Here is a 13,839-nt window from a genome sequence, read left to right on the forward strand (position 1 = left end):
TGCTTTGTCATGCTTTATACAATATACACGGATTCAAGAAAACAAATCTTACGATGTGCTTTGTCCGATCCTGCCAATCACGTCTAAATCCTGAGCATACTTTTTCAGATAATTCAAAAAAGTAACGGCTGAGATGGGCAACATGGAAGACTTCGAATATACCTCATAGAATTCCCGTGAGAATGTAATATCTTTTAAATCAAGCACTTTTACAAGGCCGAGCGCCACTTCATGCTTCACAGAATAGGGTGAAATGATCGTAATCCCAACACCCGCTTCCACCGCAGATTTAATAGCCCCCGTACTGCCTAGTTCCATGACGGTATTTAGACTTGATGGTTCGATCCCTTTATCTTTCATTGCATCTTCCATCACTTGTCTCGTTCCCGATCCTTTTTCTCTTACGATAATGGGATACTCCAGGATATCTTCAAGCTTTACCTCTTGCAAAAGAACGAGGGGATGCTGTGCAGGAACAATCAGCTTCAATTCATCATGCATGCCTGGCTCTACAATTAGATCTGGATGAGACAGCGGTGCCTCAATCATACCAAAGTTCAATTGGTTCTTCATAATTCCTTCAACAATCTGTGTGGTATTCATCACATTCATCACGATTGAGATATCAGGATATTTCTTGCCAAAAGGTCCGAGCAGTCTAGGCAGTACATACTCACCGATGGTCAGGCTCGCTCCGATTAATAAGCGTCCCTGCAGCCTGTCTGTGTAGGCGGCTACCGCTTCATCCGTTTCACGAAATAACTCCATACTTCTCAGTGCATAAGGAAGCAGGGCCTCACCCGCTTCAGAAAGCTCTATTTTTTTAGTAGAACGATGAATTAATTTGGTTCCGAAATAATCTTCAAGTGATTGAATTTGCATCGTAACCGCAGGCTGCGTCATATGCAGTGCTTGAGCGGCTGCCGAGAAACTCCCTTTTTCCGCCACTGTATAAAAGATATGTAATTGGTGAAAATTCATCGATACTCCCCCCCTGGCCTTCCTCATATTGTAACCGAATTATACCAAAAAAAAGTGTGCAGCTTCTGCACACCTTATCTTCACTACATTACAAACCTTCTTCACTACATTTACAAAAAACTTCACTACATTTACAAAAAAAGTCCTGCTTATCTACGTTTACGGCTGTTCTTGACCAGTGTCATGCGCCTAGAATGACGCAACCAGGAATAATAAGTTTTGAGATCTCGAAGTTCCATCGTCTCCGACATTCTTCCAAGAAACGTTACAATAATCATTTTGTGAAGGGGGTTACCTGTAATATCATATTCACCAGGTAGTTCTGCGAATTCCGCAACCACGACAAGATCGCCATCAATTAAATATACATCTTGTTCATTTCGATAGTAAGGTGAGATCCTGTTCTGTTTGAGGCATTCCCAAAGCCATGCTGCAATGTTCTCAAAATCATTATTATCTTGTCTGACTCGGTCAACATATCGAAGTTTCGCATGGTTCGTTATGACAATGTCAGCCACTCTTTTATCACCCAAAGCCACAAAAAAAGGTTCGTAGGTGCTCCAACGTTGCATCAACTTGTCACGCATGGGATATCACTCTCCACAAGATAGGTCTTTCTATCTACATATTTATCCAATATATTACATCATTAGTCCCGGAATCTCAAGTTGAAAATTAAGATTCTGTCTCCATAAATCCTAAATCCTGTAATTTAGAATCGCAGAGCTAAGTCACTAGCACTATTTATTCATGCCCAGATAAAACAACAGGAGCGGCCAAAGGCAGGCCGCTCCAATCTATAACCTATTCAAAAAGTCAGCATATACCTAGCATTCGTTAACCGATACCGCCATAAAAGCTGGTCTTATCCGGAACATCTTTACTATACTCTGTCTTAATTTCATTACGATAAGATCGTTCTATTTTGCGTACATAAGAGAGTTTACGTACGTTCTTCATTGTATCTTCCGCACGTTCCGCATTCACATACATTACGACATAGTGCATTTTTTTGGAAATATAATGTACGGTTCCATACTTGTCTAAATTGCGCGCAGCTTTTACATCACTTACCCATATGATATATCCTGTTCGTTCCGCAAACATGCGAATTTCACCTCTTTTGTAGGATTTGCATCTCTTTCTATCTATTGCAAAATCCTCTTACCAGAATTCCATTCTGGTAAGCGATTCTATACATATTAACCTCCGCAGCCGCAGCTTCCACCGCCGCCGCATCCACCTTTTGGTGATGGGTTATTACTTGGTACCTTAATGGTGCTTGATACAGAGAAAGCAATCGTTTCAGACATTTGATGGAGCAGGCTGTCGAGCTGTTGCTCCGCTTCTTTAAAACGAATCACTTCTTCGAAAGTATCCAGCTTGTCTTCTACTGCCTTCACTTCATCCTTGGCACTGTGGAAGTTTGGATGGAAATGGCCAAAACGCTGGGTTTCAGCAAACAATTCCTTCTTATCTTCCAGCTTACGTACCCAATCTTGTATTTCTGGATTCGACTGAACCCGCTCTTTCCAATATAAATAATCTGAAACCAACGTGGATTCGTTGATCATATCACCTAGTTCATAGGCGTAAGTCAACACTTGGGCCATATCGACCGTGTTAAGTTCAGATACGCTCATGAAATTCATCCCGATCTATAATAAAGTTCCACTTCTCTTGAAAATACGAAGAGTGGACTATAACCTATCATAACATACCCGATTGTTCATAAGAAGAGTTTTGTTCCTAAACCCTCTCAGGATTTTACTTAAGCTGGTAAAATTAGGTTGAGTTTTGTCCATTCAGCAGGTACAAGTGTACGCTGCTCAGCTACTTTTCTAGATCGACCAGGAAGCAGCCAGCCATTTACGGACCATGGTTCGCCTTTGCCGATGGATTCTGGAATGAACTCCTGCCTTTCTCCTTCCATCTCCACTCCCATTCGGGTGCGCCAGTTGATGGCCTGCTGTACCAGCTGTTTCGCTGTAGATGGATGGTACTCTCTCCATTCACTTACCCACATCTTCGGTACTTCGGTTATGTCTGGCATAATCGAGACCTTATCCCGATCCTCCTGGACTCCTTCATAGTAATGCAGGTTTCGGCCTGTGTATACAAATCCCTGCCTTCCTTCTTCATTAAAATGGATAAATGGATTCTCCTCTACAGTGGACAGCATGACCTCGTCCTCTATGGAAACAGCCGGATATCTCCGTTCTTCTGTATCAATTCCTTTAACTGCCTTCGCCGGGGTGAGCCCCATCAGCGTTAGTCGCTTTCTTACTTCCGTCAATTTGTCACGCTCCAGTATGAAATGCAGCGGTCCAATCCTTTGTAAAGACCCATTCCAGGAAGGATAGGATTCAATTTGATCTGCATCCTGTTTATTTTCTGTGCTCAGCAGTAACACTTGGGAGAAAGAAGTTCTTCCGAGTTCACTTCCCCATTGTTTTAGTGCCAAGAGAACATTCTCTGGAATCGATCCTTGTGCATACCGAGTCAGCCATGTAAGCACCAAAGAGGGAGTAATCCCCACTTCTGCACCTTCACTGAGTCGCTCTCGCGTCAGCTTATAGATGGTCATATGATCTCGCACTGCAAGCTCTGCACAGCCTTCTAACAACCACCTTATAGAATAAGGCGCATCTGGAGGAACAATCACTTCAAAATCGGGCTGAACATAGATAGCTGGCTCTGTATGTTGCTCTATATACTGCTCCGTATCCTCCGATTCATAATGGATAGGATTCGTCCACCGGAAGTATAAAGCCTCATCCAAAGCCGTAAATTTTCCTGTATCTCCATAACCGAACGCAGCGAGCAGCGTGACCCATCCTATTGCATAACTTTGGAATTCAGAAAGATCTTGTTCATCAATGATACGGGCCTGTACAAACCGCCGACAGATCTGCTCTATGCTCAGCCACTTCCCGGCATCTTTCCGGCTAAGCAGGGTCAACAGATAGCGATAATGCTGTAATCCAGCTTCTCCCGCGCTGTAGCGCTCCATAATGGCAGTATAGATATTTCTCTCCATTTGATTCCTATCTAACTGTACCCAGCGGCTAACGTAGGATTCGTCCAGTCCGATTTCTGCCTCGTATTTCTTGGCGAGTCCGAGCGTAAACACTAAATCTAGAAGCACGGCTACCTGTACAGGATAAATCTCTGGATGGGCATAGGATAATTTCAACAATTGAAAATCCGAACTTTTCAATACCGTTACATTCTCAATTTTGGATATCGCTTTTTTATGTATCGTCCCTTTTGCTGTCAGCGGAACACCGTGAATCGCAATGTATGACAGCAGGTGAAGTATTTCCCCTGCAATGTTTGGTCTTGCTTCCATAGCAACTTGTATGTTTCCAGATAAGCTGGATGAAATATCACTCATTCCATCCATTTCATCCACAAATAAGGGCAGCACATATTTCTCTGTCAAAAAGTAATGATGCCGGGAAGGGATAAAGTATATATGTTCTCCCCATGTTTTTTTGGCAGCATCAATAAAACCTTTTTTACGCAAACCATATAATGCAAGATCCACCTCAAGTCCGCTCATTTTCCCAGCAAATAAGCTTTTAAGTTTCTCCATTTGAAATGGATTTCCGCCGAACTCTAAAAAAGCAACCTGTAGAAATTGAGCTTCATTCGCTGACCCTTCTACATCTTCTAAAGTTGTTTTCGTTTTTTCATTTTTCATCCGGAGGCAACCTCCTTTTCATCTGTTACATGATATTCGTATCCTTGCTCTATTAGAAAGAGTTGTCTTTTCAGAGCAAAATCTTGTTCTTTTGTATTTTCCGAGACCAGCGTATAAAAATAAGCACGGTTATCTCCCTCTTTGGGCCGCAAGATGCGTCCTAGCCGCTGAGCTTCTTCCTGACGTGAACCGAAACTGCCCGAAATCTCAATCGCCAGCGCAGCATCCGGCAGATCAACAGCAAAATTGGCTACTTTCGAAACCACTAATACCGTAATTTCTTTTTCACGAAAAGCAGTATACAGCCTCGTACGCTCCTGTTCACTTGTTGCTCCTGTAATGAGCGGGACACCAAGTTCTTTAGCCATGGCCTTCAACTGCCCAACATATTGCCCGATGATGAGCGCAGGGACTTTCGGGTGTAGAGCAAGCAGCCTTTTTACCACATTCACCTTAGCTGGATTCTCCGCTGCTAATCGGAACTTCTGCCTGCTCTCCGCGTACATATAGGCTTCCTTAAGTTCATCGGACATGGGAACACGCACCTCGTTACAATTCACCTCTGCAATCCAGCCCTCCTGTTCGAGCTCTTTCCAGGGTAATTCATAACGTTTAGGTCCAATGAGCGAAAATACATCCTCCTCCCTGCCGTCTTCTCTAACAAGCGTTGCGGTAAGCCCGAGTCTTCTGGTCGCTTGGATATCCGCAGTAGCTCTGAACACCGGTGCAGGTAAAAGATGAACCTCATCATAAATAATGAGTCCCCAGCTGCGTTCTCCGAACAGCTTCATATGCGTAAACTCGCTTTCCTTCGATTTACGATGCGTCATAATCTGATAGGTTGCCACCGTCACTGGCTTGACTTCCTTACTATGACCAGAATATTCACCAATCGATGCAGATGGAATCGTTGTCTTCTGCTCAATCTCACGAATCCATTGCCTTACCGAAGTCGTATTAGATGTCAGAATAAGCACTTCCGTCTGTAGACGTTCCATAACCGCCATGCCGATAATCGTCTTCCCTGCTCCGCAAGGCAGAACAAGGATTCCACTTCCACCAAAGCCATCTTTCCCTTCAAAAGCAGCCGCTGCTTCTCTTTGGTAATCTCGAAGTTCAAAGGGTTTGTTATGTAGCGTACTGTCTGTATTTCTCCACTGAAAAGAAAGCGGGCTTCCGTGTTTATATCCTGCAAGGTCCATTACCGGGTAACCGAGTCTCGTCAGTTCTTGTTTCAGCAGTCCTCTGTACTTGCCAAGTACCTTCAGTTCGGTATCCGATAACCTGCTGAGCTCATAAGCAGTTAGTGATGGATGTGATAGAATTTCGCCGAGCAGGTCTGTATCTTCACTCACTAGCCGAAAATCTTCTGACCGCGCATCTGCTTGCAGGGTCAACTTCCCGTATTTTTCAATAAGCTGCCTGATCTCTTGAGTAAGCGATGAAGGTACATTCCAGCGGGATACGGACTCTAATCTGCTTAGAATCTCATCAGCGGAATAACCTAAGGCAGCGGCGCTCCATAACGTAAGCTGCGTTATTTTGTATGTATGAAAAGCAGGAGGACTCTTGGTCAGTTCCGCAAAAGGAAGAATGAGTTCTCTCGCTTTTTCGGACTGAGGATGAGCCGTCTCCAGCAAAATAGTAAAGTCACGCTGTACAATACATGCATGATGTGAGTTCATTGGTGTTTACCTCCTTTGTATCCAGTATTTCCTTTCAAGCGTGCGTTTATATCCATCATAGAACCTGGATCTCTCATCTAACTTAAAATACAAAGAAAAAAGTTCATCTCTCACCCATCAGGCGAAAGTGAACTTTTTCTTATTTATCATAGTATACAGGACTCTCGGCTCGATCCCAAATATTAATGAGAAGGTTCAGAAATGTCGGTAAGCGCACTGCCCGCATGATTCTGAGACGAAGACTCTGTTGCAATGTCGCCCAAGGACAAGATCCCCACGAGTTCTCCATTATCAACGACAGGCAGTCTGCGAACTTGATGCGCTGCCATCAGTTTTGCGGCCTCATCAATAGAAGCTGTAGAATTTACAGTATGCACATCCGCCGTCATTACTTCTCTTACTTTCGTAGAACCTGGATTTTTTGAGGCAATTCCGCGCAGCACAAGATCACGATCCGTTACAACCCCTACTAGCTTACGATGATCTTCTGTTTCTACAATTGGAATAAACCCCGTATCGTGTTCTTTCATATTCAGTGCAACATCATATACATGCTTGTCCAGTGACACCGGAACCACATTCGTGGACATTACATCAGAAACATTTTTATTCATTAACGACTGCTCCTCATCTATTAGATCTAACAACTCCTGGATCGTTCTCTTTTGTTAGAGTACCCAAATAAATAAGTCGCATTCGCTTTCTCTCATACACCAAATCATCTTATGGCCTGTCCTATTTTATGTCCTGTCGTCATATTCTTTCAGGTAATTTTTTGTGATCTGAATAAATAGTTTCATGGCATCCAGCATTGCAGTTTCATCAAAATCAAATCTAGGATGATGATGCGGATATACGGCATCTAATTGTTCATTTCCTGCACCGACAAACATGAAACAACCTGGTTTCTCTTTTAAATAATACGCAAAATCTTCAGCAGGCATCATCTTCGGCGATACGCTTGAACGCTCTGCACCAAACTCATCAGAAACCACCTTGAAGAATCTTTCTGCTTCCTTCTCATCATTAATGACGGGCGGATAACCCATCAAGTATTTGATCTCCGCCTCTGCGCCGTACGCGGCAGCGATCTGATTCGTTAAAGTATGTATACGTTCTTTTATGATATATCTCGTTTCTTCATCAAAGGTGCGGACCGTTCCACTTAATTTATAGGTTTCGGCAATCACATTCTGAGCAGCTCCTGCCTGAATAGTTCCAATAGTCAGCACAGCAGGCTGAAGCGGGTCAACGGAACGACTCACTATACTTTGCATCTGAAGCACCAGGGCAGATCCAGCAACAATACTGTCAATACTTGCTTGAGGTACACCGCCATGTCCTCCCTTACCTTTTAGCTCGATATAGAAGTCATCAGCACCAGCCATCATCGCCCCGGGAGTGCTGGCATACGTACCTACGGGTATCGGAGACCATAAATGAATGCCATAAATTACATCTACCTCTTCCAATGCACCGCTAGCAATTACCTTCACTGCACCTCCCGGAAGAAGCTCTTCTGCGGGTTGAAACAAAAACCTGATCTCACCGATAAACTCATCTATATGCTCACTCATATAACCGGCCGTTGCCAAGAGCGCCGATGTATGTCCATCGTGACCGCAGGCATGCATTACACCATCAACTTGAGATTTATAAGGAACTGACTTTTCATCTTGAATAGGGAGCGCATCTATATCTGCTCTAAGCATCACTACAGGTCCAAGCCGTCCTGAACGCAGTATTCCAATAACACCATGTCCTCCGACATTTGTAACGACTTCAAGGCCGAATGAACCTAGATGTTCAGCAATAAACTTTGATGTTTCGGATTCCTGAAAAGAAAGTTCCGGATGCTGGTGAAGATGACGTCTCCACTCTATCATCTTGCCGATCCATTCTTCATAGGTATGCTCTATTCTCACGCTCTCCACCCCTTCAAATGTTTTCTTATTTAATTGTAGCAGAATTTATATGTAAACGATATGAAATGGAAGGTTATGGAAAGCTTGCACATGCTGAGGAAACATACTAATATGAAACTAGAAATGTAAGGGAGATTTTATTTATAGGAGGTATGGTCGTCAATGATATTTGAAAACACAGGCCTGGACGGTTTAAAAAGTGATCTGGCGTACATGGACGAAAGTGCCGAGAAAGTCGGATTTATTCGTTGGCAGTGGGAATATTACCGTGCTACATACGACTACAAAATTGAGGACAACAAGACAAAAAACGAATATTTCTTACGTATTAATACACGTGCAATCGAGGGCAAACTAGAGAAACCAGACACCATTCTTTCGGTAGAAGCTGTTTATATCGGAAGAGCGACATTCCCCCATGGACTAGAGTATGAGAGTGAAATTCCTTCTCCTGTTCTGAATGTAGCGAATGAGAAAATAAAAGAGCTTAAGGAACTGCTTGAAGCTTAGGCACTATGAATGCTATGAAAAAAAATACAGCTAGGCCTCAGAGAAAAGGTTTGCCTGATTATCAGCTGCTGATCCTCACCTTGCTGCTTACCGGTTTTGGACTGGTTATGGTTTACAGCTCGAGTTCCAGCATTGCCCTCATGTCTGAAAAACTCAACTTTGACGCACTTCACTACACGAAAAGACAAGCGGTATATGCCATACTCGGCGTTATAGGCATGTTTGTTGCTATGAATATTCCTTTTGCAAAATACAAGCAATTATATAAACCTTTATTTTTTATTACCATTCTGATGCTCGTTGCCGTTCTATTCGTTGGAGTAGAAATCAACAACGCCAGAAGTTGGTTTAATCTAGGTATTGGAACTTTACAGCCTTCCGAGATTGCTAAAATATCGATCATTCTATACTTAGCTGCGCTTATTACTAAAAAAGGCGAGCGTTTCCGAGACCTCAAAACCGGATATATCCCGGTGATGATTATTGTCGGATTTGTTGCGGGACTCATCATGCTGCAACCTGACTTTGGTTCTACCTTTATTCTCGTTGCCACCTGCGGCCTCATTATTTACGCAGGCGGGGCAAGTATGAAGCACATCATGGGTTCGATCGGACTGCTCATTCTTGGCGCGGCCATTGTCATGGGTGCTGGTTATCTAGTGGATTTAATGTCAGGTAATGTATCCGGAAATTCATACAGTTATAAGCTGGCACGGTTTCAATCTTTTCTCGATCCGTTTCATGATAAGACGGGAGATTCTTACAACCTGGTGAACTCACTTACCGCCATCGGAACAGGCGGCTTTACGGGTACAGGAATTGGCCAAGGGGTTATTAAGCTTCACTATCTACCCAATGCATTTAATGACTTTATCTTTGCTGTCATCGGCGAAGAACTCGGATTTATCGGCACTACTATTTTCCTCATTATTTATGTTTACTTTATCTGGCGTGGGTTTACGATTGCACTTCGCTGCAAGGACATCTTTGGGACACTGGTTGGCGTCGGGATTATGGGGCTTATTGCGATTCAGGCCTTCATCAATATCGGCGGTGTGACTCAAACGATTCCTGTTACTGGGGTAACTCTTCCATTTATCAGCTTTGGGGGAACCTCTTTACTCGTAACGATGACAAGTATCGGGATCATGCTTAGTATTTCCCGGGAAAACAATTTGGAAACGTCGCAAGAGACGGTTAAATCTGTTCGAACGGTAACGGAAGAACGACCATCCCCTGCTCTTGTCACGCGGAATACACAAAAACGACGCAGTACACGTTCCAGGTAATAAAAGAAGGACAGTCTCGGTATTTACCGAGACTGTCCTTCTTTATGCGGCTTTTATGCCATCCATTATGATAGGTAAGATCAAACATTGTAAGATAAGATTTGCATCTTATTGCTCGTCGCCTCGGAAGGAAACACCTTCTACCTTCACGTTCACTTCAACAACTCGAAGACCTGTCATACTTTCTACTGCCTCACGTACATTCTGCTGAAGCATCCGGGATACTTCATGAATAGGTGTCTCGTAAAGAACAATAATGCGGAGATCAATGGCTGTTTCCGTTGTTCCTACTTCTACAGTGACACCCTTTTGCACATTTTTTCCGCTGAGGCGTTTGGCCCAGCCTTCAGATAAACCTCCAGACATTGCTGCAATCCCCGGAGTTTCTAACGCTGCAAGGCCAGCAATTTTTGCTACAACATCATTGGATATCCGGATGTCGCCTGTTTCGATTTTTAGCTGTTCTGACATGCCATATCCTCCTTTGCTTCTTTATAAGATATTTTAATGCTTCTGCCCCCCAAATTGCAAATAAAAGTGCCATCTGACTGCTTAAGCAATGAAAACAATTTCATAATTCAGCAATATATCAAATGTTTCATATTAGATGTTTCATATTACATAGGAAAGGGGGAATATAGTTATGAATTCGGATCTAACTCGTTCTTACAAATGAAACGTTAGAAAAAAGGAGACTACATATGAGTAAAGTTAGAACCTCGCTGCTGATCATTACATTTTTACTAAGTGCGGTTTCCCATTACCTTCACTTTGACCCGCTTATTCAGTTTGTCCTATCCGCCATCGCGGTAGTCTTTGTAGCTGGATTTTTAGGAAAAGCCACAGAGAATGTAGCTCACTATGCAGGGGAACGACTAGGCGGATTTCTTAATGCTACTTTTGGAAATGCAGCCGAACTTATTATTGCGATCTTTCTCGTTAAAGAAGGTCTTTATGACATGGTCAAAGCAAGTTTGACCGGTTCCATTATCGGGAATTTACTGCTTGTGCTTGGTCTTAGCATCTTTCTTGGAGGCACCAAATTTAAGGTTCAGAATTTCAACCAATCCCTTGCGGGAATGAATGGTTCTCTCATGATTGTTGCCGTAATCGCACTGTTTGTCCCGGCTGTGTTTTTTAATACGCATACGATTACTGTCCCTCAAACCGAAACCTTGAGTCTCATTGTAGCTGGTATTCTTATTGTTAGCTATATTGCTTGGATCATTTTCTCGATGATTACACATAAGGACATCCTCACAGAGAACGTTGCTGAAGGAGAAGATCATGAGGAGCCTGCTTGGTCTAAGAAAAAATCAATTGCTTATCTTGTACTCGCTACAGTAATGGTTGCTTTTGTCAGTGAATGGCTTGTTGGAACGCTCGAAACCCTGACTGTTCGATTTGGTCTTAGTGAAATCTTTGTCGGTGCATTCCTGGTAGCGATCGTAGGTAACGCAGCGGAACACAGTGCAGCAGTCCTGCTCGCTATGAAAAACAAAATCGGAGCAGCTGTTGAGATTGCAGTAGGCAGCAGTTTGCAAATTGCGTTGTTTGTCGCACCTGTACTCGTCTTCACTAGTTTCTTTTTTGGAAACACCATGGACATCGTATTTACTACCATTGAACTCGTAGCCATTGGCGTTGCCGTATTTATCTCCAAATCGATTATTCAAGATGGATCTACTAACTGGTACGAAGGGCTTCTTCTTATGGCTGTTTATGCAATTCTTGGTGTATCATTCTTCTTGATTTAGGCTTATATACAAAAAAAGCATGCATCACTAATCTGCATGCTTCTATGAAAAGATGCCAGGAGTTTACTCCTGGTTTCCTTTTTTATTAAGTGCCTCGTACAGGACAGCAAGATTACGTTCAAGGTTGTTTACCAACTGTTTACCTGTATCGACCGGAAGAAGACCTGCACGCACTGCAAAATCGACTTCTTTTGAGAATCCGAACACTTGCGTATCCAGTACTTCCTCATAGAGAGGGCAATAACGGGTTGCCAGATTCTCCATCTGAACTTGAATCAGTTTTTCTATTTTATATGCATCTTCTTCAAGAAGACGGATTGCTTTGGAATTAAGTTGTTCTTGCAGATCTGATGAAGTCATGCACTCTTCCCCCCTACGTCCAGAATCTTGTACAACAATCTAATCTTAATATTAGACGAAAACCGTTCTCAATACAAGAAGCATCTAAAAAAAGCATCTTTGCCAGATTGGGCAAAGATGCTTTTACTGCTGTATTGCTGTTATTCAGTTGCAAGCGAAACAGTTAGTCCATGTTTTTCAAATACTTCAAGTAACTCTTTCTTCGCTTCATCTGCATCTGGTCCATGAACATGAAGTTCATAGTTTTTTCCGCCAACAAGTGTGGTAAACAGTCCCAGAATGCTCTTCACATCAATGTACTTTGTGTCAGAGTGGAGTACGATGGAAGAAGCGAATTTGCTAGCCGTTTGCGCAATCTCCACCACTGCCGCGTTATTGTTCGACATAGGAATCCCTCCGTCTAGTGTAAGAATATTCTACTCTTTATAACCACTAACAATATACATTGAATCCGCTTTCTTAGCAACTACATTTTCCATTTACTTGTCAGCAGCGTTTGTTTTAAACCAAGTTCTCAGGATTCAGTCCTTGCAGTTCCGGGATGACAAAAATTCCATCTTTACGGATCAGAACATCATCAAAATAAATCTCTCCACCGCCGTACTCTGGACGCTGAATAAGTACCAGATCCCAGTGAATAGATGAAGTGTTTCCGTTATCTGTTACATCATATGCCTGACCTGGCGTAAAATGAAGACTTCCTGCAATCTTTTCATCAAACAGGATGTCTTTCATCGGGTGCAGAATATGCGGATTAAATCCAATAGCAAATTCACCAATGTAACGTGCACCCTCATCTGTGTCCAAAATTTCATTGAGTCGTTTCGTATCATTACTTGTAGCTTCTACAATCTTACCGTTCTCAAAACGGAATTTAATATTCTCAAATGTAATCCCGTTGTATAACGTAGGTGTGTTATAGCTGATTGTTCCATTTACCGAATCGCGAACGGGTGCACTGTACACTTCTCCATCCGGAATGTTTTTCTCTCCCGCACATTTTTCTGCACCAATGGATTTAATAGAGAAATGAAGATCAGTTCCGGGGCTGACAATGCGGACTTTATCGGTTTTGCGCATGAGCTCAGCCAAGGGATCTTGTGCATTGTTCATTTTGGCATAATCCAGATTACATACCTTGAAATAAAAATCTTCAAAAGCTTCTGTACTTGTATTGGCAAGCTGCGCCATACTTGCGTTCGGATAACGCAGAACTACCCATTTCGTACGCTTCACGCGTTCTTCGCTATGTACAGGGTGTGAATAGAGTGCATTGTACATTTTCATTTTTTCTTCAGGCACATCAGCGAGGTCATTCGCATTTTCACCAGCGCGGATTCCAATGTATCCATCCATAAGTTCCATGCGCTTTAGGTCAATCTCCGCCCATGTTTTCAGCTGTGCTTCTGTGGCACCCATCAGCATAGAACGAAGTACCGTTTTATCAGTCAACTGAACAAACGCATTACCGCCGGCTTTACCGATTTCTTCAATAATAGCATTCAACAGGTCACGTTCTGAGCCGATCATCTCCACGAGAACATTTTCCCCTGGTTGTACATTTACAGAATATCCAACCAAATTTTGAGCAAGTTTTTGAATTCTTGGATCTTTCATCGTTATATG

15 protein-coding genes are annotated in these 13,839 nt (G+C 42.8%); 3 read left to right on the forward strand and 12 right to left on the reverse strand.

Annotated elements, in window-relative coordinates; all coding sequences use genetic code 11:
• Positions 1-48: 48 nt before the first annotated feature.
• From QPK24_RS17305 to QPK24_RS17340, 8 genes are all read right to left on the reverse strand, one after another.
• On the reverse strand, positions 49-981 hold the full coding sequence (locus QPK24_RS17305) for a selenium metabolism-associated LysR family transcriptional regulator (protein WP_285743269.1): 933 nt from the start codon (positions 979-981) through the stop codon (positions 49-51).
• 149 nt (positions 982-1,130) lie between these two features.
• The gene (locus QPK24_RS17310) at positions 1,131-1,568 is read right to left on the reverse strand and encodes a hypothetical protein (protein ID WP_160033624.1); all 438 of its coding nucleotides are present in this window, start codon (positions 1,566-1,568) and stop codon (positions 1,131-1,133) included.
• A gap of 250 nt (positions 1,569-1,818) precedes the next feature.
• On the reverse strand, positions 1,819-2,088 hold the full coding sequence (locus QPK24_RS17315; RefSeq protein ID WP_285743272.1) for a YlbG family protein: 270 nt from the start codon (positions 2,086-2,088) through the stop codon (positions 1,819-1,821).
• Positions 2,089-2,183: 95 nt separating this feature from the next.
• A complete protein-coding gene (locus QPK24_RS17320; protein WP_160033628.1) occupies positions 2,184-2,624 on the reverse strand; it encodes a YlbF/YmcA family competence regulator in 441 nt (146 codons plus the stop codon).
• A gap of 128 nt (positions 2,625-2,752) precedes the next feature.
• Positions 2,753-4,687 carry a helicase-associated domain-containing protein gene (locus QPK24_RS17325; protein ID WP_285743275.1) on the reverse strand — a complete coding sequence of 645 codons (1,935 nt, stop codon included), beginning with the start codon at positions 4,685-4,687 and terminating at the stop codon, positions 2,753-2,755.
• Positions 4,684-6,372, reverse strand: coding sequence for a DNA repair helicase XPB (locus tag QPK24_RS17330; protein ID WP_285743277.1), 1,689 nt, complete (start codon positions 6,370-6,372; stop codon positions 4,684-4,686). The genes QPK24_RS17325 and QPK24_RS17330 overlap by 4 nt, the downstream gene beginning before the upstream one ends.
• Before the next feature lie 182 nt (positions 6,373-6,554).
• Positions 6,555-6,986 (reverse strand): CBS domain-containing protein, encoded by a 432-nt coding sequence (locus QPK24_RS17335; protein ID WP_285743279.1) that lies wholly within the window; start codon positions 6,984-6,986, stop codon positions 6,555-6,557.
• A 126-nt stretch (positions 6,987-7,112) separates the two neighbouring features.
• The gene (locus QPK24_RS17340) at positions 7,113-8,258 is read right to left on the reverse strand and encodes an amidohydrolase (protein WP_285749401.1); all 1,146 of its coding nucleotides are present in this window, start codon (positions 8,256-8,258) and stop codon (positions 7,113-7,115) included.
• A 201-nt stretch (positions 8,259-8,459) separates the two neighbouring features.
• On the opposite strand from QPK24_RS17340, the gene QPK24_RS17345 reads away from it, so the two are divergent.
• Positions 8,460-8,807, forward strand: coding sequence for a YugN family protein (locus QPK24_RS17345; RefSeq protein ID WP_160033636.1), 348 nt, complete (start codon positions 8,460-8,462; stop codon positions 8,805-8,807).
• Positions 8,808-8,821: 14 nt separating this feature from the next.
• Complete coding sequence (ftsW, locus tag QPK24_RS17350) at positions 8,822-10,096, forward strand: putative lipid II flippase FtsW (RefSeq protein ID WP_285749403.1); 1,275 nt, start codon at positions 8,822-8,824, stop codon at positions 10,094-10,096.
• 108 nt (positions 10,097-10,204) lie between these two features.
• Here ftsW and QPK24_RS17355 read toward each other — a convergent pair whose 3' ends face one another.
• Positions 10,205-10,567, reverse strand: coding sequence for an Asp23/Gls24 family envelope stress response protein (locus QPK24_RS17355; RefSeq protein ID WP_191799062.1), 363 nt, complete (start codon positions 10,565-10,567; stop codon positions 10,205-10,207).
• A gap of 230 nt (positions 10,568-10,797) precedes the next feature.
• On the opposite strand from QPK24_RS17355, the gene cax reads away from it, so the two are divergent.
• Positions 10,798-11,853 (forward strand): calcium/proton exchanger, encoded by a 1,056-nt coding sequence (gene cax / locus QPK24_RS17360; protein WP_285743283.1) that lies wholly within the window; start codon positions 10,798-10,800, stop codon positions 11,851-11,853.
• Positions 11,854-11,916: 63 nt separating this feature from the next.
• Here cax and QPK24_RS17365 read toward each other — a convergent pair whose 3' ends face one another.
• The 3 genes from QPK24_RS17365 to QPK24_RS17375 all read right to left on the reverse strand — a co-directional run bounded on the left by QPK24_RS17365 (position 11,917) and on the right by QPK24_RS17375 (position 13,830).
• Positions 11,917-12,213, reverse strand: a complete 297-nt coding sequence (locus tag QPK24_RS17365) for an Fpa/YlaN family protein (RefSeq protein WP_160033642.1) — start codon at positions 12,211-12,213, stop codon at positions 11,917-11,919.
• A gap of 140 nt (positions 12,214-12,353) precedes the next feature.
• Positions 12,354-12,599, reverse strand: coding sequence for an HPr family phosphocarrier protein (locus QPK24_RS17370; protein ID WP_285743285.1), 246 nt, complete (start codon positions 12,597-12,599; stop codon positions 12,354-12,356).
• A gap of 115 nt (positions 12,600-12,714) precedes the next feature.
• Positions 12,715-13,830 carry an aminopeptidase gene (locus QPK24_RS17375; protein WP_285743287.1) on the reverse strand — a complete coding sequence of 372 codons (1,116 nt, stop codon included), beginning with the start codon at positions 13,828-13,830 and terminating at the stop codon, positions 12,715-12,717.
• Positions 13,831-13,839 lie beyond the last annotated feature (9 nt).

It is taken from the genome of Paenibacillus polygoni (assembly GCF_030263935.1).
GTDB lineage: Bacteria > Bacillota > Bacilli > Paenibacillales > Paenibacillaceae > Paenibacillus > Paenibacillus polygoni.

Bases quoted from the DNA above. Each gene is read 5' to 3' on its own strand.
- QPK24_RS17305 (WP_285743269.1), bottom strand. From the start codon at position 981: ATGAATTTTCACCAATTACATATCTTTTATACAGTGGCGGAAAAAGGG.
- QPK24_RS17310 (WP_160033624.1), bottom strand. From the start codon at position 1,568: ATGCGTGACAAGTTGATGCAACGTTGGAGCACCTACGAACCTTTTTTT.
- QPK24_RS17315 (WP_285743272.1), bottom strand. From the start codon at position 2,088: ATGTTTGCGGAACGAACAGGATATATCATATGGGTAAGTGATGTAAAA.
- QPK24_RS17320 (WP_160033628.1), bottom strand. From the start codon at position 2,624: ATGAGCGTATCTGAACTTAACACGGTCGATATGGCCCAAGTGTTGACT.
- QPK24_RS17325 (WP_285743275.1), bottom strand. From the start codon at position 4,687: ATGAAAAATGAAAAAACGAAAACAACTTTAGAAGATGTAGAAGGGTCA.
- QPK24_RS17330 (WP_285743277.1), bottom strand. From the start codon at position 6,372: ATGAACTCACATCATGCATGTATTGTACAGCGTGACTTTACTATTTTG.
- QPK24_RS17335 (WP_285743279.1), bottom strand. From the start codon at position 6,986: ATGAATAAAAATGTTTCTGATGTAATGTCCACGAATGTGGTTCCGGTG.
- QPK24_RS17340 (WP_285749401.1), bottom strand. From the start codon at position 8,258: ATGATAGAGTGGAGACGTCATCTTCACCAGCATCCGGAACTTTCTTTT.
- QPK24_RS17345 (WP_160033636.1), top strand. From the start codon at position 8,460: ATGATATTTGAAAACACAGGCCTGGACGGTTTAAAAAGTGATCTGGCG.
- ftsW (WP_285749403.1), top strand. From the start codon at position 8,822: ATGAAAAAAAATACAGCTAGGCCTCAGAGAAAAGGTTTGCCTGATTAT.
- QPK24_RS17355 (WP_191799062.1), bottom strand. From the start codon at position 10,567: ATGTCAGAACAGCTAAAAATCGAAACAGGCGACATCCGGATATCCAAT.
- cax (WP_285743283.1), top strand. From the start codon at position 10,798: ATGAGTAAAGTTAGAACCTCGCTGCTGATCATTACATTTTTACTAAGT.
- QPK24_RS17365 (WP_160033642.1), bottom strand. From the start codon at position 12,213: ATGACTTCATCAGATCTGCAAGAACAACTTAATTCCAAAGCAATCCGT.
- QPK24_RS17370 (WP_285743285.1), bottom strand. From the start codon at position 12,599: ATGTCGAACAATAACGCGGCAGTGGTGGAGATTGCGCAAACGGCTAGC.
- QPK24_RS17375 (WP_285743287.1), bottom strand. From the start codon at position 13,830: ATGAAAGATCCAAGAATTCAAAAACTTGCTCAAAATTTGGTTGGATAT.